Source organism: Bdellovibrio sp. HCB-110 (assembly GCF_047323225.1).
Taxonomy (GTDB): domain Bacteria; phylum Bdellovibrionota; class Bdellovibrionia; order Bdellovibrionales; family Bdellovibrionaceae; genus Bdellovibrio.
On record NZ_CP178750.1, the window covers coordinates 2,417,631 to 2,439,218 of the forward strand.

The following is a 21,588-nucleotide window of genomic DNA, read 5'->3' on the forward strand; positions in this document are numbered from 1 at the left end:
CTTACATATCCGAGATATAGCTAACATAAGCTGTCGTTCCCGCTTTTAAAATCGTGATCAAGACGTGACCGGAAGTATTTGAAATGACTCCACCAGAACAAGCTGGCGCACATCTCCAGGTGGAGACACTGGAACCTGACAAAGTATAACTACCCGTATTCTGAACGATGAGCGTGTAGCTAGTTCCATTTTGCATATTGTTTAATACTAAAGTTCCTGCAGCGGCTGTTGTGGAAATAACGTTTGCCGTAGAAAAATCGACAGTGAGACTTGAAATCGCAGAATATGCTGTTGTCAAAGATCCACCGGACACTTGTAGTTTTGAAACTGGCGAAGCGGTTCCTAAACCGACATTGCCTGTGTTTGCACTGATTACGACATCCTGAGCTGCCGCAACACCCTTAAAGCGGTATCCTCCGCCTCCAGCAATGGAATCCACTGCACTAAATGTCATGCGCGTGTAGCCTGAGGCCTCATCATCTGAATAACCAATCCAATAATTGGATGCATCAGCACCATTGATTGGATCCGTCGCTTCAAGACGAATAATAGACATATTGTTTGCCGAAAGATTGCCGGTCTTCAAATGCAGTTTCGCCAGGGGGCTGGACGTGCCGATACCGACGTTACCCGCGGAGTCGATACGCATGCGCTCTGCATAAGAGGATGCACCAGTACTCGTTCCAAAAACAATACTAGGCGCATAGGATGCATTCGTTGAAATCCCACCGATATAAGCATGATTAGAAGAACTGCCTGCATTTCTTGTCCAAAGATCTAAATAAGCGGCCGATCCACTTGTGGCGCTAGAGTTCTGCACAACAACTACGCTTCCACTAGCAGGACCCGGCATATTCGCTGAAGCGGAAGAGGAGGCATAGACACTGCTGTCTGATTTCGAAAGCGACAACAACCAGGTCGGACTCGTCGTACCAATGCCGACGTTACCAGTATTATAATAAATGTTACTCCCCGAAGTCGTCCACTGAGACCCTGACGGAATCGCCGTATTACAAATCACTGAACCCGTTCCATCTGAAGTACACATCATATTGTTCGTAATGCCACTCACACCAATCAAAGGCACATTGCCAGAAGCTGATCCCGTGTTTTGAGTTGCCGCAGTCCCAAGACCTAAATTCGTTCTTGCCGCTGCCGCAGTCGTAGCCCCCGTACCACCATTTGCCACCGCTAATGTGCCTGTAATATCTGTCGAAAGAGCAACGAGCGCATTCACCCAGTTCGTGCCATCATAACGAAGATGTTGACCTGCAGCATATGCCACGGGCACGACACTCTTTGCCTTAATTTTATCGACACTCGTTGTGGTTGTTCCTGCAGTCATAGAGACATCACCAGTTAGAGCTGGCATTCTCGCTGCTGGAACAGTTCCACTTCCTAGATTCGATGCATTTAGAGAGGTCAGTAAGCTACCATCAACAGCCGGAAGCTGTGAAGTTCCATTTAACTTCACAATTTGATTCGCACCAGTTCCTGAATTTAGAGTGAGAACCGGTGTCGTCGTTGTCGTTGCAACAGAAATATCCGTGTTCGCACTTGTGACACTCGTTACACTTCCACCACCGCCTGATGACGCAATAGTGATTCCCCCAGCAGAGTTCGTCACTGTAATTCCGGAACCCGCGGTAATATTGGCTAAAGAAAATTCTGATCCATTCCCGATAAGAAGCTGTCCGTTCGCAGGAGTGCCAGTGTAACTTGCAAGCTTTTGACGAGTCGGAGTGCTACTTGTCCAATAAAGATTCGAACCGTCACTTTCAATATTTCCACTGACTGGAGTTGTCACCAAAGTTCCCGCAGGAATTCTCATTGGCGAAAGTGTCGTTGTACCTGTTGCCAACGTCAGCATTCCCGTCATTGTTCCACCGGAAGTTCCCAGTTTAGAATTAAAGGTATTCCAGTCTGTTGAACTTAGATAACCATCCGTTGTCGTGTTGGCCTGAGAGATTGTGATATTCGGAGTGGCTCCTCCACTTGAAGAAAGTGGAGTGCTTGCAGTCACACTTGTGACACCACCAGCACTTGACGTCCACGAAAGATTTCCTGAGGCATCAGACTGAAGTGTCTGCCCTGCTGCTGGAGCCGCTGTTGGTAAAGTCAAAGTATAAGAAGCTCCCAATGTTCCAGGTGATTTGATATAAACGTTTTCAGGACCACTTGTGTCTTTCAATTTTATACCTTTGGTACCACTGAAAGTTAAGTCACCCGACATCGTGTCACCAGCGACATTGACAGGAGTATACCCCAGAGCCGTTGTCACATCCGAAGACGCAATATTAGCCCCCGTGGTCACACGCCCTTTCGCATCCACAGTCACTTTTGAATAAGTTCCCGCAGTGACCCCAGAGTTCGCAAGAGTCAAAGCTCCTGCAGTTGAAATCGTGGCATCACCCGACATTGTTTGTGCGACAGCGGCATTCGTACCATCACCGATCCAGATTTTTCCACTAGCTAAAGACGGTAAAAGTGGAGACGGTGCTTGGCACGCCCAACCTGACACAGTCCAAGTAGCGACATGACCTGCAGTGCCACAGGCGAAATCAAAGAACTTGCCTGTGCTATCTTTGATCACGATTCCAGAAGTTCCTGCATTGACTCCAGTATAGTTAAGATCTGTACCTAAAACAGTTCCATCTAAAATTTTTCCAGTGGTCACAGCATTCGCTGCAATTGTTGCCGCTGCTGAACCAGGACCTGACGCTGTCACGTCACCAGTCAACGCAGTCACATAATTGCCTGCGGCCTGTTTTGCATTGAAAGCATCGTAGTCTGATTTACTCAATAAACCCGCTGTTGTCCCCGCAGTGGATGCCATCGGTATATTTAGAGTATGAGTATTTGAACTCGAAGACCAAGCAGGAGCAGTTCCCGAAGTTCCTATCGCAAACGTTTGTGTTGAACCCGTTTGACCACCCAAAGATGTTAAGCCTGCTCCCGAAATACCTAAAGCTTGTGCCGCAGCTCCATCCCAATACTTCACTTGATTGGTTGTGGTATTAAACCAAGTTTTACCTTTATCACCAGCACCATAACCCGAAACCAATGTCGCTTCTGTGGCATTCGTATAACTGCCAAGACCGATTGTACCTGTCATCACATCGCCAGCTTTATTCAATGGCGTGTAACCTAAAGCTGTTGTCACATCAGAGGAACCAATATTTGCTCCAGCTGTCACACGACCTTTCGCATCGACAGTGACTTTCGAATAAGTTCCTGCAGTGACACCAGAGTTTGCTAGTGTCGTCGCTAAAGATCCCGCTGTCGAAGTCACGTCACCAGTAAGTGCTGGCATACGTGCTGCCGCGAGAGTACCTGTTGCATCCGCAGTACCAAGATCTACAGAGTTTTTAGTCGCTAAAGCGCCCAGCCCCGTCACATCAGAGTTTGAAAGTTGTGCGGCCACCCAAGCAGAACCATCCCAACGAAGCGCTTGTCCCGTCGTTGAACCACTTGAAATGGAAATTACAGGTGCGGCCCCTCCAGAACTTGCAAGCGGCGCTGTCGCTGTCACCCCCGTCACCGTTCCAGTTCCTGCGTTATCAACTCCGCAAATCCAACTTGTGCCATTCCATTTTAAGACTTCATTGTTAGCACACGCCACGTTGTTAGGTTTGTAAGATAGATATTGTCCCGCTGCTGAAGACACACGATCCACACGGACATTATTTACTGTTACTGCACCTGTGTTAGAAATCGTTGCATCCCCACTCACGGAAACTTCTTGTGCCTTACCGGCACCATCACCGACCCAGATTTTTGTGTTTGCTAAGTTTGCAGTGTTAGAAACAGCATCAAGTTTTGCATTAAACGCCGTCCAATCAGCAGAAGTTAAAAGACCTCGATTTGCCCCAGATGCGCTTGGGAAATTAAATGTATGGGCTGAACCTGAAGAATTAATATTAAAATCTGTTCCCGTCGTACCCGTTGCAAAAGTTTGTGTAGACCCGCTAAGACCATTTAAACTTTGCAAACCTGAACCCGCAGCCCCCAAGGCCACTGCTGCAGTGCCGTTCCAATATTTGATTTCATTCGTATCTGTACGATACCAAACTTTACCTTTGTCAGCAGCCACCAAACCCGTTGGATCTGACGTGACACCACTAAGACCCAAGAGACCTGACATAACATCGCCGGCTTTATTTAGAGGCGTATACCCTAAGGCCGTTGTCACATCAGAGGAACCGATATTCGCGCCAACTGTTACACGCCCTTTTGCATCCACAGTCACTTTTGAATAAGTTCCCGCTGTCACTCCTGAGTTCGCAAGAGTCAAAGCACCTGCCGTTGAAATTGTAGCATCACCTGACATCGTCTGTGCGACTGCAGCATTTGTTCCATCACCGATCCAAATTTTTCCACTTGCCAGAGAAGGCAAAAGAGGTGTCGGTGCTTGGCACGCAAATCCAGAAACGGTCCATGTCGGAACATGCCCCATCGTCGCACAAGCAAAGTTATAGAACTTACCTGTTGAATCAACAACCGCAATACCTGATGTTGCCGTATTAACGCCTGTGAAATTTAAATCCGTTCCAAGAACAGTTCCATCTAAAATTTTTCCAGTAGTCACAGCGTCCGCTGCAATTGTTGCCGCCGCTGAACCAGGACCTGACGCTGTCACGTCACCAGTCAACGCAGTCACATAATTGCCTGCGGCCTGTTTTGCATTGAAAGCATCATAGTCTGATTTACTCAATAAACCCGCTGTTGTCCCCGCAGTGGATGCCATCGGAATATTCAACGTATGAGTGTTTGATCCTGATGACCAAGCAGGAGCAGTTCCCGAAGTTCCTGTCGCAAAAGTTTGAGTAGAACCCGTTTGACCACCTAGTGACGTCAAACCAGCCCCCGAAATACCTAAAGCTTGCGCCCCAGCTCCATCCCAATACTTTACTTGATTCGTTGTGGTGTTAAACCAAGTTTTACCTTTGTCGCCAGCACCATAACCTGCCACAAGAGTCGCTTCTGTAGCATTCGTATAACTGCCAAGACCGATGGTGCCGGTCATCACATCGCCCGCTTTATTCAACGGTGTGTACCCTAAAGCTGTCGTGACGTCAGCAGAACCAATATTCGCTCCAACTGTTACACGACCTTTGGCATCGACAGTGACTTTAGAATAAGTTCCCGCTGTCACACCGGAGTTGGCCAACGTCGTTGTCAACGAGCCCGCTGTCGAAGTTACGTCACCAGTAAGTGCCGGCATACGTCCCGCCGCCAAAGTTCCTGTCGCATCCGCGGTTCCAAGATCCACGGAGTTTTTCGTAGCTAAAGCTCCAAGTCCCGTCACATCTGAGTTTGACAACTGTGCGGCCACCCAAGCAGAACCGTCCCAACGTAGTGTTTGTCCTGTCGTTGAACCATTTGAAATGGAAATAACAGGTGCGGCTCCTCCGGAACTTGCAAGCGGTGACGTTGCTGTCACACCCGTCACCGTTCCAGTTCCTGCATTGTCAGTTCCGCAAATCCAACCTGTGCCATTCCATTTTAAAACTTCATTGTTAGCACACGACACGTCGTTAGGTTTGTAAGATAGATATTGTCCCGCCGCTGAAGAGACACGGTCTACGCGTACGTTTGTCACGGTAACCGTGCCTGTATTACTGATCGTTGCATCACCTGACATTGATTGTGCAACGGCCGCGTTTGTGCCATCACCTATCCAGATTTTTCCATCACTCAATGAAGGCAAAAGAGGTGTCGGTGCTTGGCACGCAAATCCAGAAACGGTCCATGTCGGAACATGCCCCGTCGTCGCACAAGCAAAGTTAAAGAACTTTCCAGTAGAATCAACAACCGCAATACCTGATGTTGCCGTATTAACGCCCGTGAAATTTAAATCCGTTCCAAGAACAGTTCCATCTAAAATTTTTCCGGATGTGACAGTTCCGGCTCCAATCGTCAAAGCTCCCGTATTTGCAACTGTCGCATCTCCACTTAAAGAAACCTCTTGAGCTTTTCCGGTCCCATCACCGACCCAAATTTTTGCGTCTGCTAAATTCGCGGAATTGGAAACCGCACTTAGTTTTGAATTAAATGTCGTCCAGTCCGTCGAAGTCAAAAGACCACGATTTGAGCCCGAGGCACTTGGAAAATTAAAGGTATGAACAGTTCCAGAAGAAGAAATACCAAAATCAGTTCCCGCCGTTCCTGTCGCGAAACTCTGAGCACTTCCATTCAGTCCATTCAAACTCTGCATGCCAGAACCTGCAGCCCCCAAGGCCACAGCGGCAGTACCATTCCAATATTTGATTTCATTTGTGTCAGAACGGTACCAAACTTTTCCGTTATCAGCCGGAGTAAGCCCCGTAGGATCCGAGGTCACGGCATTAAGCCCCAAAGGCCCGCCCAAGACATCACCAGCTTTATTGAGTGGAGTATAACCTAAGGCTGTTGTCACATCAGAGGAACCAATGTTCGCTCCGACAGTCACACGTCCCTTGGCATCGACAGTGACTTTAGAATACGTCCCTGCTGTCACGCCAGAGTTCGCAAGAGTTAACACACCGGCATTCGAAACCGTCGCATCACCGGAAAGACTGACCTCTTGCGCTTTGTTAGTACCATCCCCGATCCACAGCTTGGCATTAGTGAGTGTCGCACTGTTGCCAATATCCGAAGTGCCACACACCCAATCACTGCCATCATATTTTAGAATCTGACCGGCCGCACAGGTTTTTGCAATAAACGTCTTCGCCGCGGTTCCATCCCAGTACTTCACCACATTGTCCGTGGAGTTGTACCACAACTTACCCTTATCGGCGGCTGTGAGTCCCACAGGATCCGTGGCATTGTTGGAAAGATGCAATGATTTTCCGGAATTCATCGTGATAAAGCCAGAATACAGAATATTATTTCCAGCCATATCAATCGCACCAGAAAGAGTTCCTCCCGATAACGGCAATTTCGTCGTATCATTGACAGCCGTGTTTGTGACAGCCACAACTCTTCCCTGCGCATCCACTTGCAATTGCGGAATTTGCGTGGAGGAACCATACGTCCCCGCCGTTACGCCCGAGGTGCTCAATGAAACGACTCCGCCCGCAACACTAAGACCTGCCCCTATCTGCACAAGTCCTTTTTGCGTGCCTGTCGCATCAGGAATACCCGAACATGTGAATGAGTCCGTGATGGAACTCCACACAAGGAACTCATTAGCGGCGCATGAAGTTGTCGGCCAAGGGCTTAAAGAGTTAGAATTCACCACATCCGTTGAATAATCTAATTTTTGCGCCACCCAAGTGCTTCCGTCCCAACGCAAGGCTTGACCTGCCGTTGAACCCGCAGACAATCCAATCGTCGGCGCAGCTCCCCCTGTGCTCGTGAGAGGAGCTTGAGCATTGACCGCCGTCACTGTTCCAACCCCCGCGCTGTCAACAGCACACGTCCATGCCGTCCCATTCCACTTTAAGATTTCGTTGTTAGCACAATTTAAACCAGCGATTCCCGAAAGAGGAGAGGGAACTCCCGTCAGGGAACTCCAAGGTACATTTGTCAGTGAGCTGCCATCAGCGGGATTATAGGATGTAAAGCTTGTTCCATTCCAAGTGACAGATTTATTTGTCGAAGCCGTCAAAGTCGAAAAGAAATTTTCCAAAAGAGGCTGGGTTAACAGAGGGGATGTTTGAATAAATTCATTTGCAGATTTGCCTTCGAGTCTTTCTGACTCGATCGCAAAGGCCGTCGCACGAATATTGAAGTTTGCATCAATTGTGTCGGCATTCGCTTGGAAATAAACTCGCAGACGACGGGCATCCTGCCCTCCCACCGATGGAGTGTAGGTACAGTCTCCGACTCCCCCAGAAGTTGAGTTAAGGCTTGGTACCGTTACTTTATTATTAAAAACGGCATTCATAGCCAAACCTGGATCCCCGGAACTTCTTACTCCGGAACCAAGCACAACATTTAAATAACCATTGTTAACGCTCATTCCATTATGAGTTTCACTGTAAAGAATACAGTCGTTCGGAGATAAAATTTGCAATTGAATCGGAATACCTGAAATGCTTAAAGGTGATCCATTCGGCTGTTTAACGAAGGCCTGAAAAGTAAGACCTTTGTGAGACTGCGCAAAGCTCCATGAAGGGTCGATCAGGAAAAAGAGTAATAGAAGATGGCGGTTCCACAGCCTACTCATAGAAAACTCCTTCAATTTTATAGCCATTTGCCAGATGTTTATCTTGGGAAAGCTCATTCCATGATCCTTGAATTTGATAACCTGAGGCCGACGTGACAGTCTCTGTTTGTGAAATATCTGGCTGTTTTCTTTGGGCCTGCTTAAAATCTTTATCAGAGGCAATAGAATCCAAATTTTCGATGGACGCTTCTAATCCACATCCGGAAAGTAAAACTGAAAATATAAGGCTCCAAACCAATCGCTCCATAACATCCACCTGTGGTTGAAGAATCCTCACTTTATTCGGAACCCCAAAAGCCATTCTTTAGATTTATGGTGACTCTGTAACTAGATATCGTTGCTTCCAGAATTTTAAGTGAAGATCAGTTGATCATGTCTCCGTTGCTCGCAATTTATAAAAGCAACTCTTTTGGGAACAGGAGCCGATCAATTTTTCTTGCCGTATAGAATGATAATAATACCTAGCTATTCAAAGTAATTTGACAAAATCTCAAATTCCACTATGAATAGCCGTCATGGATCTTTCATCTCTTCTACATAACGAATTTGAAAAACGAAGAAATAAAAACCCCAGATACAGTCTCCGGGCATTCGCAAAAAGCCTTAGCATTGAAGCGGGTGCTCTTTTGCGCATTATGAACAACACAAGAGTCGCAACGCAGGCAACGGCACGTTCGCTTCTCAACGGACTCAATATTTCTCCAATGACCCAAAAGGAAATTCTGGAAGCTCTCGACATCCGAAGAAGTACCGCTTTCAAAGCGACAAAAAAATCCGGTATGACGGCTTTTTCCGTTCAGGAATTTGAAAACTACTTCGACATTTTACATATCCATGTTTTAGAGGCGTTGAATCTTAAACAGTTCAAGAATGTCGATAGCCTTCCTGACTTGGCAGAGTCTCTGAACGTTTCTCTTCTTCAGTTAAATGAAGTCGTGAACCGTCTTGCACAAATAGGTGCTGTAGAAATCAAAGGTGATCAGTTTAACGTGCTATACAAATCCTTCTCAACAGTGCCGATCCCCTTTACAACAGAGAAAAGAAAAGCTCTTCAAAAGGAATTCCTAAAGAAAGCCCAAGACGCTATCGACACAATTCCGTTTGAGCTTCGCGATAATAGTACACTCACAATTCCTCTTTCTGAAAAAGATCTGGCAAGCATTAAAATGATCTTGAAACGCGCTCGCATGCGAATCAATAAAGTTTCAGAAAAACGTACCAAGCGTGATCAACTCTACAACGTTAGCTTAGCTCTTTACCCGGTGGTTCTATGAAGAACGTTATTCTTGTCCTTTTATTTGCATCTCTCATTCATACCTCACCCGCCCTCGCCATTCGCAATGGTACGGAAACTAATGGTGGCGACGGATTCGTGGCGGATTTTTACAAAGTTCTGGATGAAACGACTCAAATGTTAGAGGCCGAGACTCTTTCAGAGAGTGAATTCATTCAATTGAATAAAATTAAGGGCCTCCGCCACCTTATCGAAGTTCTCTCGACTCCCACGGTGTTTCTGAACGGCAGGGAGGTCAGCGCAATTAACAACCCCACACTTTTTCCTCCAAGAATCGTGATTTCTCAAAAATATTGGAAAGATTTTTCCGATGAGCAAAAACGACAACTCGTGCTCCATGAGATGCTTCCCGTCGCCGGTTTTTACGATAAAGATTATGGTCTTTCCAGCGCGTTTATGCTGAAGCTTCAGCCAAAGTCTCAAGACATAACTTTAGTCTATGATATGGTTGCTATGTGCTCGACGATGAGTTTAGGAAAGCTTCGGATTTCCGTTTTAAGGAAAACAAAATCCCTGAATCACCTCATCCATTCTGCAACTATGAAAGGCTGTAGAGATTTTATCAAGGCCGCTGCCAACGCTGGGTGGGATATTGAATACTGTCGTAATGGACAAACGCCTTATCAAGCGCTGCACGGAGCTGCATTCGACATTCCAGATGGGATGTTTCTAAAGATGGCGACTTTAGATCTGTTACTTTCACTAGGCGCACAGCCTCAAAAACTATGTCCTGTTTTTGTGAATTCCAGATAAGGATATTTCTTTTGGAGTTTTTTAATCACTCCTCTTTTCTCGACCCCCTGAAAAGCTTTTTGTAAAGACTCAACAATCTCAGGGTCGCTGGTCTTAGAGACTCCAAAGGTTCTGTAGCCCAGGTCTGAAAGACGGACTATTTTTTCAAACTTCACTTTAGCGTATGCGGGATGCTCTTTGCTGACTTCTCGCTGGATATAATCCAGAACATCTTCGTCAATTGCCATGTAAGGCATTCGGCGCCCCAATAGTTTTAAGACCAAAATTTTATCGTCGACAGCTCCATCCATAACGGCGCCTAACTTTTGCAGGTCTTCCGTCCATGAGTATCCGCGTGTCACACCGACAACTTTTCCTTTAAGCTCTTCTTTTGATTTTAACTGAAGCTGTGGGGCCTTTTCCTTTAAAGCGTAAATCCAAATACTGCGGGTCATCTTCGGCCCCACCCACGTGAAAAGCTTTTCACGTTCCGCTGGAACCGTGCCTAGAGGGTACATCAAGATATTCGGATGCTCCGTTGAGATTTTATAAGCGCGCTTCCAAGGAAAGACTTGTATTGTCGCACGAGCCATTTCCGCTTTACCTTGTTTTTTCAACTCTACAAGAAGCTCTTCAACGATTTCTGTCATAAGACCGACTGGTTTCCCCTGAGCGTCCACATAACTAAATGGCGGGAAGACCGCCGTCATAATTTGAAACTCGTCTTTGGATTTTTCCGCAAAGGCATGAGAGGAAGCAAACAGAAATATTGTTAAAGATATTAGAAACTTCAAGCGAATCCACCTTGTTTCTTAGAAATAAAGAACGGCGCCTTTTTTAGCAACTTGATTCTAACAATACATTTTTATTGTGCGGGCAAAGAGGCATGGCGTTCTGTACTTCATTCGCTGAAGTACACTCATTTGGGTTATTTTTTTCTTTTTCTTCTCGTCGTTTTTTTAACTTTAAACTCCTCCTGATTGGCAGCAACCCGCAGGAAAGGGAAACGTTCAAGTTTAATTTCATATTGGGTCGACTTCGTCGGTAAAAACTTAAAGCTGCGAGGGATATACCCCTCTTTGTAGACATCAATTTGATAGTTTTTACTTAACTCCATCATTACTGAAATAGGAATGTTTAATGAATGCGACTGTCCATCAATCAGCATAGAAGCCCCAGGAGGATTTGACGAAAAGACAACGGTGACTGGCTGAGGAATGACTGCAACAACTTTTTGTTGCCCTCGTATTTCCCCAGTGACTTTTTCACTGACCTCTTGAACCACTTGTTTATAACTTGAAAGATCCCAGTTATAATTGGGGAAATAGACTCTGTATGCAACCGCAGCAAGACATCCCATAAACAGTAAGACTAATACAAAGAATAATCGCCCCAAATTCAGTGATCTCGCATTTTCGCTAACAACCCGAAACCTATTCACACTCGCCAGCCTCTGTGGCGGCAACTTCGGTTTTTGACTCTTAGCCGTGAGAACAGTTTTTTCAACAAGCAGCTCTGGCTCTAATTTAGATGCCTGCATCACTTTAAAGTCTTCAGTTGAATCTAAAAACTTTTTTTGAAAATAATCATTCTTAAGTCGCGCTGCCAACTCTTCGGATGAAAAGAATGGATAAACGCGATTGAGGACAAAGTTCAAATCCTTAATTAAATCACGAGGTCCTTGATATCTCTTTTGAACCTTATGATGTAGAAGCTTTGCAAGAATGTCTCTTGCGAACTCAACCCTTTGAGATTCCGAAAAATTGAGATTTTCTATTCGATATTCACGAACACGTTCTTTAACTTCATGAACACTTTGCCCGGAAAAGAATCTCCGATTGGTTAAAAGTTCCCAGAAAACGACCCCTAAAGAGAACAGATCACTGCGTTGATCAATAGGTTCTCCCCTATTCTGCTCAGGGCTCATGTAGGCAATCTTTCCCTTCACAACACCATGAACAGTCTGCTGGGTAGCAGATGCCTTAGCGACCCCAAAATCAATGATTTTAACTTCACCATTATAGGTAATCATGATGTTGTGCGGACTGAGGTCTCGATGCACAAGACTTAATGGGCGACCGCTTGATGGGTCCTGTACGCGGATGGCGTAGTCCAATCCCTCCGCAACTTCTTTGATAATGTAAAACACCATCGCCAGATCGAGGTATTCATTTTCGTCACGAAGGTAAGCCACAAGTTCACGCAAAGAAACACCGTGAATGAACTCCATAACGAAGTAGGCCTGAGATTGAACCATGCCGAAGTCAAAGGTCTGCACAATATTCCTATGATTCAAACAGGCAGCGACTTTCATTTCGTCCAAAAACATCTGCCCCATTTCCTCACTGTCTAAATAGTCTGGGAGCGTTCTCTTCAGCGCCACTAACTTTCCCAACCCGCTTGACACAGACCTAGCAAGGAACACTTCTGCCATTCCACCTTTCGCGATAGATTTCAGTATTTGATAAGAACCAATTTGCCTCATAACACAAAGATAATTGCTTTTCCGATCGCATGCGAAGAGGAGTTTGTTTTAGGACCTCAAAGTGTTGCCTAGGCGAGATTGTGTATTCGTGAGCAACGATAATACACCCCACAGACAATGGCGGTGTTGCCAAACAAAATGCAACTTGTTGAAGTTACATCTATGAAACTATTTCGTATTCAAAGACTCCTTTCTGCATTCCTGTTAATAGTGTCGATAACATCTGCGGCGCAGGACGCGACGGAGTCTGAACAACAACAAGACATCGATTTTGTAGAAAAACTTTTAGAAACAAAAGCCAGTGAATTTAAAAGTCGCCCCTCACAATCCTTTGAACCAAAGCAAAAGACCCAAAAGGTCGAATATACATCCGTTCAATCCGAAAGCTTCTTTTTAGATCTCGCTACCATTCAAAAGAACTACATGCCAAAAACAAACAGAGTTCAGCTTGGGGCGGGGTTTACACTTCTTCCTTCCGACGTTTTTTTCCGCACAATCGGTCTTAATCTGAAAGCAAGCTATCATTTTACGGAAACCTGGGGCGTCGAAGCCTTTGGCTACCTCTTCACTTCCCAGGCCCGCGACGAAGTGAACAAATTGGAATCCGTGCAAAAACTTTCGGTGAAAAGTTTGGTGTCTCTTTCGGCTTTTTACGGACTCAATCTGTATTTCAATTCCATATACGGAAAAACCGCCCTGCTAAACTACCGCATTATTCCTTTTGAGGTCTATCAAACCATCGGCCTTGGCAAAGTCCGCACTCATGATGATGAAGAAACCACGAGTTTTCAGATTGGCATAGGCGACGTTTTTTCTCTCTCAAGATCTTCGGCCTTGCGCCTCGACCTCAATTGGGCATTTTATGAGGCCCACAACTACCTTGGCGAAAAACAAGCTTCGAACTCTCTATTTCTGACTATTAGCTATGGACACTTCTTTCCGGAGCCTATCTACCGATGAAAAAAAGTATTCTTCTTTCAACCCTGTTTCTGGCTGGCATAACTGCTTCGGCTCAATCCCAAAGCAAAAATCAGGACTACAGAAAAGCTGCTAATCAGTATTATAAAATAATTTTTTCTCCCCAAGGTAAGCCGGAAGAAAAAATGAAAGCTCGATTTTATCTGGCTCAATCTTTTCTAAAGCTAAAACTTTATCAAACCGCAGCATTTCCGTTTATTGTCGTGGCTCAAAATGCCCCACCCAAACCAGCGCAAACCGCTTTTGAAAATCTTGTCGAGATTTCAGAACAACTGAACGACACGGGTTTACTGGACTACACCTTGAAAAAACTCGATGCGCAAAATCTGAACGAGATTGCCAAGGACATTTACCTGAAGCGCATGGCTCAAGCACTTATGCGTGAAGGAAAATTCGATGAGGCTTTAGGATTCGTTCAGCAGGCTTTGCAGCTTAAATCGGACAGTGACGAGGCCTTATACACAGCCGCCCTTATATATTTAAAACAGAATAATACAGCTCAGGCCTTGCCCTTCTTAGAGAAGCTCTATAACAAATACTTTCAGAATCCCATCACAGATGTACCGCGAGGCCGAGCGGCTGTTGCCCTGGCTCGTGCTTATTATCAAGCCAAGCGCTGGAATGATGCGGCTACTCTCTATCGAGAGATTCCAAAGGATCATCCTCTTTTCCGAGAGGCTCAGATGGAATTAACCTGGGCCTTGTTCCGTGCTGGGAAGTTGCGAAGTGCTATGAGCACAGTACAAACTTTGCACACGCCTTTTTACGAAAATTTCTATGATCCCGAGTCGCTCATCCTTCGCACTATTATTCTGATCTTCGTTTGCCAAAATGAGGAAGCGGAAAAGGCTCTCGAGAATTTTCAGAAGAATTACACCTCGGCCTTTTCGACTCTTTCTGACTTAAATAAATCAAATGAAACACCCGCATTTTACTTTACGCAAATCGAAGAAACTCAGAAATACTTGAAAGATATCAAAAACGGAAAGCGACCAAACTATAAAGGTCGTTTGCCCTTGTTTATCGTGAGATCCCTTTTAGATGTACCTCCTCTTAAAAACAAATTGGAGTACATAGCACGAATTCAAGACGAAAAGACCCGCATTCTAAAAACTTTCAATCGCCCAGAAGACATATCTGTGCGCAAATACGCCGTCAAAATTCTGGATTCGCGACTTGCAAATAGCAGCAAGAGCGCGGGAGAATCCTTGCGATATGCTCTGTACAATAAAGAACAAGAGCTGGCTTTCTTTACTGGCGACATAGGCCTTCTTCGCTACGAGATTCTTAACGGCAAAAAATTGGCTGCAAGAAAAGAATATATCAAGCGCATTAACAACTCTTCTTCGCAAATCAATGCCAGTGAAACTCGCGATTTCTACGTAAAAAACGGTTATCGGTATTGGCCTTTTGAAGGTGAGTACTGGCGCGACGAAATCGGCAACTATCAATACTTAGGAGTAAACCGTTGTGTGGAAGAATAACTTAATTCTTATTCCTCTTCTAATTCTTGTGGCGTCCACGAACGCCTGGAGTGAGCCCAAGAAAGAAGCTTCATCAGGAACAAGTAAGAAAAGTCGCAGGGTCAAACTGAACTTTGAAGATGAACTTGTAACAGGTTCCACGGCAAAACCGGATGTCAGCAACCTGAATACAAAGACCGATTTCAACTATAAGAAATTGATTCGCGTCAGAGAAAATTTTGTCAATGAAATGGAAAACGGACTCAATGATTTCAAAGGGAACTAAAAGATTTATTTTACTGGCCACGTTCTTTATTGCCTGCGGTGGACAGGCCGAAGTTATTCAAATCGAAGCTGACGAGCTTCCGACTGAATCCGTCATTCCTCTTTTAGACAGCAATATGGCGGTAAAAAATCGCTCTATTCCTTTTACGGGGCGCCTTGAGTTGGGATTCATGACCGGCACCGTGATTGATGAAATGTTTTTCAATAATACTCTTTGGGGCATCCAGTTGTTTTACTATTTTAATGAAGACTCCGCATGGGGTTTAAAGTATGCAGACAGACTCAAAGGGCTCAGTTCTTACTCTGAACAATTTCAGAGCACTTCCGCCCAGCTTGATTTTCAAAAAGCTCCCTCCCCTTCAACCGTGATCGCTGCGTCTTATAGATGGTCTTTCCTGTATGGAAAAATGAGCCTCAGTAAGGAAACGGTAGTCCCTACAGTCTTTTCTATCGAAGCGGATCTCGGGGTTCATAAGATTGGCACCCAAAATTTGCCATGGACCTCTGCGGGCATCAGCCACAAAGTCTTCGTCAAAAAGCACATTGGTGTAGGATTGTCCTACCGTCTCTTATTGTATCAGACATTGGACCCTGTTTCCGCAGATGTGGGATCAGCAGCTCCGACTCCAAGCGAGTCTGACTTTGATAAAAAGATTCAGATCAGCCAGAGCCTTGATGTTGCAGTAACTTACCTTTTTTAGGAGCAACACCTTAAAACAATTTTATCGATGTTAAGCTACTAAACGGATTTGAGAACCTGACAATTCAAATGTGCTAGATTCGTTTTAACGTTAATTATTAGTGGAGCACTGTTTTTGCATTTTACTTCTTCGTGTTGCTTTAGGGGGAAAGATGAAGATCAATAAAACATATATTTTTGTAGTGATGCTTACGCCTGTTTTACTTTTTGGCTTTCAAAATTGTTCCAAACTGGGAACAAACGGAATCGCAGTAAGCGATCAAAAACTATCTCTTGAGGCCATAGATATCGCGGAGCCTGTGGCTGATGTCGAAGAACCAGGCGCCGATCCAGTTAAAGATATTGAAGAACCCAAAAAAGAAGTTCCTAGTAACGGGGGCAGTACCACTCCCGATAACGCAGAAGATGTGTCACAACCTACGACACCCACTGCCTTAGAAGACATTGAGGATACCGAAGTCGCTGGAGCTATTAAAGCTTGTCAAGCCTCCGAACCATTAACGGAATCAGTCTATGACTTGGATCTAAAATTTAATCACGAAAGTATCAAAGTCGATGTACAAAGAGTCACCGCGCTCAATGGAAACTACGGAAGTTACGTTCTTGTCAGAGCCAGTGAAGACTCTGGGGTGGCACAATCAATCCATATCAATAACACGACGTTGATATTATGCAACTTCGCGCAAATTGAAAATATTAAGGGCACGCAAAACCGCATCATTGTTGTGGGTGGAAATATTCAAGACGCCCAGCTTAACAATTCGACGTTGGCACTTGTTAACGCCGAAGCTGCGAGCGTTAAAGGACCGAATACAATCATCAAGCGTTACAGTCTGAAATAAGGAGAGCTTTATGATTCGCCTGTTAACCCTCATCTTTATTGCGTTAAATTTACTCGCCTGCTCCACAGTACAAAGTTTCTTGGGATCAGGCGATCCCACTAAATCGGTGTACGTCACTGACGCCCCTTCAATCAATAAGAGTCGAAATGTCGCAGGAAAAAAGTAAGATTTTCTGCGATCGCGCCAGACTCATTTAAACTGGCCCCGTCACTGTTATTTACCTTGAGCGTCCATGCGGGCAACCGCCCCTCATAATCCGTCCTACACCTGCCAGAACAAAATCATCTAGCTTTTACCTATCCTCAACCGTAACATTTTGAATGACGGAGGCCTTAAGTGAAATTGCTGAATGCGGCGTCGTTCTTGGTTCTTATTTTGTTTATTCACGCCTCTGCCTTCTCTAAAGAGACCGTTCGTCTGTCAACGGGAGAGTGGCCTCCCTTTATTTCTGAGTCTTTAGACGACAATGGACTTATCGCCCACCTCACTCGCGAGGCTTTTGCCAATGTGGGCATCGACATTAAATTAGGATTCTTCCCATGGGTTCGCACGAGTGAACTTTCAAAGTCTGGTGAATGGGACGGGACCATCGCCTTTGTCCGCTTGAAAGAGCGCGAAAAGGTGTACCTTTACAGTGATGTTCTTTACACCGGCCAATATGTTTTTTTTCATTTAAAGTCTTATCCTCTCCAATGGACAGACTATCCCGACCTGAAAAATGTGAAGATTGCAACAACTCGCGGATATGGCGGAATGGGAGATAAATTTATTCAGGCCGAAAAAGATGGCACCATTAAAGTTCTGCGTCTGACTTCAGACACGCAAAGTTTTCATATGCTCCTCACCCATCGCGTGCAGGCTGTTCCCAGCGATTTGGAGGTGGGCTACGTGTACTTGCATAGGCTTTACGGGAAAGAGGCTGAAAAGTTCACCCACCATCCTCGTGCGATTCATAAATCTGAATATCATTTGGTGATTTCTAAAAAGATCAAAAACGGTCCTCATCTCATTGAGAAATTTAATGAGGGCCTGCGACAGCTTCATAAGTCGGGACGATATAAGGAAATTTTGAAAGCCTGGTACAACAAACCTATTTACAGAGAATCTGTTCCTGCAAGCTATCTGACTCAGCCGCTATACAAACAATAATGCGTACATCATGCCACAAAAATTACATTTATTGAGAGCTATCGAGAACTCTCAGAATAGTTCGCGACCCCAGATAAGCGTCATTGTATGTGTAGTTGAGCAAAAGTTCCGAAGGACCGAGATTCATAAACTTATTGGTCACTAACTCCATCTCGTATTCGCCCACGCTATCACCGACAGTTTCCCTTTGGCTCTGGCTTTCAACAACGGTCCACGTGCCAGGTGTAGCTCCCTGGGTGACAACTACAGTTCCCAATGTAGGATCTTGAATCATAAAATAAGCGGTACTGTCACTCCAGCCCACATCGAGAACATTACTTGGCGCACTGGCATAAGAACTCCAGGTCGCACCGTTATCGACGGAATTCAAAGGCAAAGAACTGGTGCTTTCAATTACAAAAATTCCTCCATCAGGGCTTAATCTCAAAGACCCAGAGATATCCCAGTAACTGGGAAAAGAAGAACTTCTGAAAGTTTCCGTCCAATTTCCGCCCCCATCTGTCGAGCGATAAATGACAAGGGTTCCAGCGGCATTTATACGCTCTAAAAGTGATACATGGAGGTAACCTGCACTATCCACCATAAAGGATTTAAGTTCGATGTCCGTCACACCACCTGGCGTAGCAAATGTCTTAACCACACTCCACGTCACACCATCTGTCGTTTTCGCAACTTGGATATTGGCACCGTCATCAGATACGAAATAAGTTTCCGATGTATTTCTCTTGGCCAAAAACATACTCCCCCAACTTCCGCCAGTAGAATAAACTTCGCTCCAAGTCACCCCGTCTGTGGTTCGGCGGATGATTTTATTGCCGTCTTTCATACCCACCGCGTAAATAGCACCGTCGTGCCCCTGAAGAAGATCCGCGACATAAGTATCATCTGCTACCGTTTTAAATCGATCCGAATCCTGCCATGTCACGCCGTTATCCGTACTCTTTGAAATCACCCACGGCCAATCTCCTTCCATGTCGCCCGTATCAAAGATCGCATACAAAGTTGAAGGCGACGTGCGAATGACTTTTCTAACGGAGCTCCAAAAGGCCCATTCAAATCGCACTTCTCCTAAGAGACTCCAAGAAGCTCCCGCATCCGCAGAGTAAGCCACCGCCGACTGATAATCTTGCTGGTTCGAAGAGAACGCCAAGACCTTATTATTTGACGGGTGCGATACAATCGTCACACCGTAAGGATTCTTTGGCGGACTGAGAGTCGCATCAAGATCCGTTGCTGTCCACGTTGTGCCATCGGACGAAGACACCACTTTCCAATCTCGAGGAGAGACGGTTCTATCGCCGCCAACCGCAATTAAAGTTCCCGAGGCAGTTAAAGTCATTCCTTGCAGGTATTTCTGTCCAGAATAAACTTGAGTCCAGGTTACACCTGCATCTAGGGTTCGATAAACTTTACCGAAATCAACTCCGCATGAATAAAAAGCTGTGTTGTCGTCAATCACCTGCAAACTTCCACGAAGTTCGTAAGTACCGAATGGCACGACAGCGGGAATGGTGGTGGCTGGTGTCCAAGACCATGTTCCCATACTGAATGTGCCTTTTAGAAAATACATATTATTTGAAGCTCCGGTTTTCCCCATAACAAAGAGATGTCCTGAAGGAGAAATGTCAATTTGGGCGGCTAGATTTTCGTACCCACCAGCTTGTGGAGCTGTTTGATAGATTGTCGTCCAAGTTACTCCATCATCCTGGCTTTCACGAATCGTCCATGCCATTCCAGACACCGTGTCACTGTATCCGACGGCATAGATGAATCCTGTCGTCGGAGAAACAGCGATATCGTAGCAAACGTGATCATTGCCGGCGATTTCCCACCACTCATCCGAGGTGGTCCACGTTGTTCCTTCATCCGTGGATTTTCTCACAAACCATGCGGAGTTGGGATCCGAAGCCGTGGCATTATAGGAGTAACCATAGCCGCAAACAAAAACAGTGCTTCCTTTGGCGGCCATCGCCAGTGGATGAGATTCACCAAAGTAGTGAAATCCCATAAAATGGTCGACGCGAGTCCAACTCACTCCGTCGTCAGAACTACGATACGTGGCCCAACGTTCTCCTGAATTGTCACTAGCCACGGCCGTCGTGAGCACTTTTCCAGAAGCCAACCACACGGCATCCGATACAAAATTTTGATCTTGCGCAGATTGCGGCATTTCAATTCTTCTGAACTCGCGAAAACCTTTGCGACGAACAGTGACGGCAAAGGTTTTTCCGGCACTGTCTTTCACTTCAATAACTTCTTCGCTCACTTGTGCATTGACCGGAACAGAATAGAGCCCAGTGGAAGTATCAAGAAATCCAGAAGCAGCAGAGCTATAGGTGTAAGGAGGAGTTCCTCCAAGGGGTTCAATAGTTTTCGCGGCTCCCACATCAACTGTGAGAACCAGAGGGATAGCATCGATTAGTTCACTCGATGATTCACCTCTCTCAAGAATTGCTTCCAATGTACAACCCGTACAAGAAAGAACAATGACGAGGGAAATCAGCCACCGATACGTTCTATAGAAAGACTGAATCATGAATAACTTATCGGATTATTCACAATCTATTTAAAGCCCCTAAGCAAAGTTTTTAATGATCTCAGATTGAGACGGAACCAATATCAGTTGGTATTAAGTTGAGGAATCAAGATCGGATGGCTTAGGTGGGATCGTGTCCGCAACCGTGAACATGTTATTCGATGCAAAAAGAACCATCGTCGGTTTTTTGCAACGTTGCTCAAGGGCTTCAAGTTTATCGTGCATCTCTGTGAAAATCTCAAAGGCTTTGTCATGAGATTCATTATCCAGAGTGTAGGTCACCATAAAACTTTTAAGAGGGCGATACGTCAGTGGAGCGGCGCAAACTTCAGACGCTAATTTTAAGCCCACGCGCGTTCTCATAAAGCCGTCATACGTGGGGTAAAGAACTCCTTGCGGTCGGGAATTGGTCACTTCATTTTGTTTAAGATTAGCCAGAACCTCTTGAATCTCTTTGAGTGAAATTTTTTGATCTTTAAGATGTTTTTTAATCCAAACGGCATCTTCCTGGTAACCGTCAAGCTGCCGCATGGTTTGAATGATCATACTCAGAGAACTGGCGTAGACCGTACGATCCACTTTGATCTCTTCCGGAGTCGGGAAATAAGCACCTTTATGCGTGGAGAGGATTTTCAACAAGTTTCCAAAGAACGAGTTCATATCCTTGTCATCGACCATGTTTTTACAAGCGAGAAAAATGAAAAAGCTTTTCTCGTCGCGGCTCATTTCAAATGCTTTGACGACACTGACAAGCTTATCCATGGAAAGGTGGCGTTCGCCATCTAGAACCATTTTTAAAAATGATTTGGAAATCCCGATTTTTTTTGCCAAGAATTCCAAGGACATTTTTTTATAGGTCGATTTAAGATAAGTGAATTTGTCCCGAAGATATTCGCGGTACTCGTCGTATTCGTAGATGCTTGCCATTTCTGTCATGTCTTAATGGTAGAATGGCACAATAAGCACAAC

The 21,588-nt window shown here is 45.3% G+C and carries 14 protein-coding genes; 8 read left to right on the top strand and 6 right to left on the bottom strand.

The window, feature by feature from the left end:
- Position 1 precedes the first annotated feature (1 nt).
- Entirely contained in the window at positions 2 to 8,155 is an 8,154-nt protein-coding gene (locus tag ACL934_RS11685) for a hypothetical protein (protein WP_374073637.1), read from the bottom strand.
- Positions 8,148 to 8,402: a hypothetical protein gene (locus ACL934_RS11690; protein WP_374073639.1), complete on the bottom strand. Its 255-nt coding sequence runs from the start codon at positions 8,400 to 8,402 to the stop codon at positions 8,148 to 8,150. The genes ACL934_RS11685 and ACL934_RS11690 overlap by 8 nt, the downstream gene beginning before the upstream one ends.
- 268 nt (positions 8,403 to 8,670) lie before the next feature.
- Between ACL934_RS11690 and ACL934_RS11695 the strand changes: the two genes are divergently transcribed.
- Together ACL934_RS11695 and ACL934_RS11700 are read left to right on the top strand one after the other, a co-directional pair.
- Positions 8,671 to 9,429, top strand: a complete 759-nt coding sequence (locus ACL934_RS11695) for a DUF4423 domain-containing protein (protein ID WP_374073642.1) — start codon at positions 8,671 to 8,673, stop codon at positions 9,427 to 9,429.
- Complete coding sequence (locus ACL934_RS11700) at positions 9,426 to 10,202, top strand: hypothetical protein (protein ID WP_374073644.1); 777 nt, start codon at positions 9,426 to 9,428, stop codon at positions 10,200 to 10,202. Before ACL934_RS11695 ends, ACL934_RS11700 begins: the two co-directional genes overlap by 4 nt.
- Here ACL934_RS11700 and ACL934_RS11705 read toward each other — a convergent pair.
- Positions 10,166 to 10,975, bottom strand: a complete 810-nt coding sequence (locus tag ACL934_RS11705; protein WP_374073646.1) for a substrate-binding periplasmic protein — start codon at positions 10,973 to 10,975, stop codon at positions 10,166 to 10,168. The genes ACL934_RS11700 and ACL934_RS11705 overlap by 37 nt on opposite strands.
- A gap of 134 nt (positions 10,976 to 11,109) precedes the next feature.
- Positions 11,110 to 12,666 carry a protein kinase domain-containing protein gene (locus ACL934_RS11710; protein ID WP_413612268.1) on the bottom strand — a complete coding sequence of 519 codons (1,557 nt, stop codon included), beginning with the start codon at positions 12,664 to 12,666 and terminating at the stop codon, positions 11,110 to 11,112.
- A 162-nt stretch (positions 12,667 to 12,828) separates the two neighbouring features.
- On the opposite strand from ACL934_RS11710, the gene ACL934_RS11715 reads away from it, so the two are divergent.
- From ACL934_RS11715 to ACL934_RS11740, 6 genes are all read left to right on the top strand, one after another.
- Positions 12,829 to 13,626: an outer membrane beta-barrel domain-containing protein gene (locus tag ACL934_RS11715; RefSeq protein WP_374073650.1), complete on the top strand. Its 798-nt coding sequence runs from the start codon at positions 12,829 to 12,831 to the stop codon at positions 13,624 to 13,626.
- A complete protein-coding gene (locus tag ACL934_RS11720) occupies positions 13,623 to 15,128 on the top strand; it encodes a tetratricopeptide repeat protein (protein WP_374073652.1) in 1,506 nt (501 codons plus the stop codon). The genes ACL934_RS11715 and ACL934_RS11720 overlap by 4 nt, the downstream gene beginning before the upstream one ends.
- Positions 15,115 to 15,393, top strand: a complete 279-nt coding sequence (locus ACL934_RS11725; RefSeq protein WP_374073654.1) for a hypothetical protein — start codon at positions 15,115 to 15,117, stop codon at positions 15,391 to 15,393. Before ACL934_RS11720 ends, ACL934_RS11725 begins: the two co-directional genes overlap by 14 nt.
- Positions 15,353 to 16,093, top strand: coding sequence for an outer membrane beta-barrel domain-containing protein (locus tag ACL934_RS11730; protein WP_374073656.1), 741 nt, complete (start codon positions 15,353 to 15,355; stop codon positions 16,091 to 16,093). Before ACL934_RS11725 ends, ACL934_RS11730 begins: the two co-directional genes overlap by 41 nt.
- 151 nt (positions 16,094 to 16,244) lie before the next feature.
- Entirely contained in the window at positions 16,245 to 16,934 is a 690-nt protein-coding gene (locus ACL934_RS11735; protein WP_374073659.1) for a hypothetical protein, read from the top strand.
- Positions 16,935 to 17,270: 336 nt separating this feature from the next.
- Positions 17,271 to 18,083 (top strand): substrate-binding periplasmic protein, encoded by an 813-nt coding sequence (locus tag ACL934_RS11740; protein ID WP_374073661.1) that lies wholly within the window; start codon positions 17,271 to 17,273, stop codon positions 18,081 to 18,083.
- A gap of 28 nt (positions 18,084 to 18,111) precedes the next feature.
- Here ACL934_RS11740 and ACL934_RS11745 read toward each other — a convergent pair whose 3' ends face one another.
- Positions 18,112 to 20,619, bottom strand: a complete 2,508-nt coding sequence (locus ACL934_RS11745; protein ID WP_374073663.1) for a hypothetical protein — start codon at positions 20,617 to 20,619, stop codon at positions 18,112 to 18,114.
- Between the two features lie 93 nt (positions 20,620 to 20,712).
- Positions 20,713 to 21,546 carry a TIGR02147 family protein gene (locus tag ACL934_RS11750; protein ID WP_374073665.1) on the bottom strand — a complete coding sequence of 278 codons (834 nt, stop codon included), beginning with the start codon at positions 21,544 to 21,546 and terminating at the stop codon, positions 20,713 to 20,715.
- Positions 21,547 to 21,588: the final 42 nt, after the last annotated feature.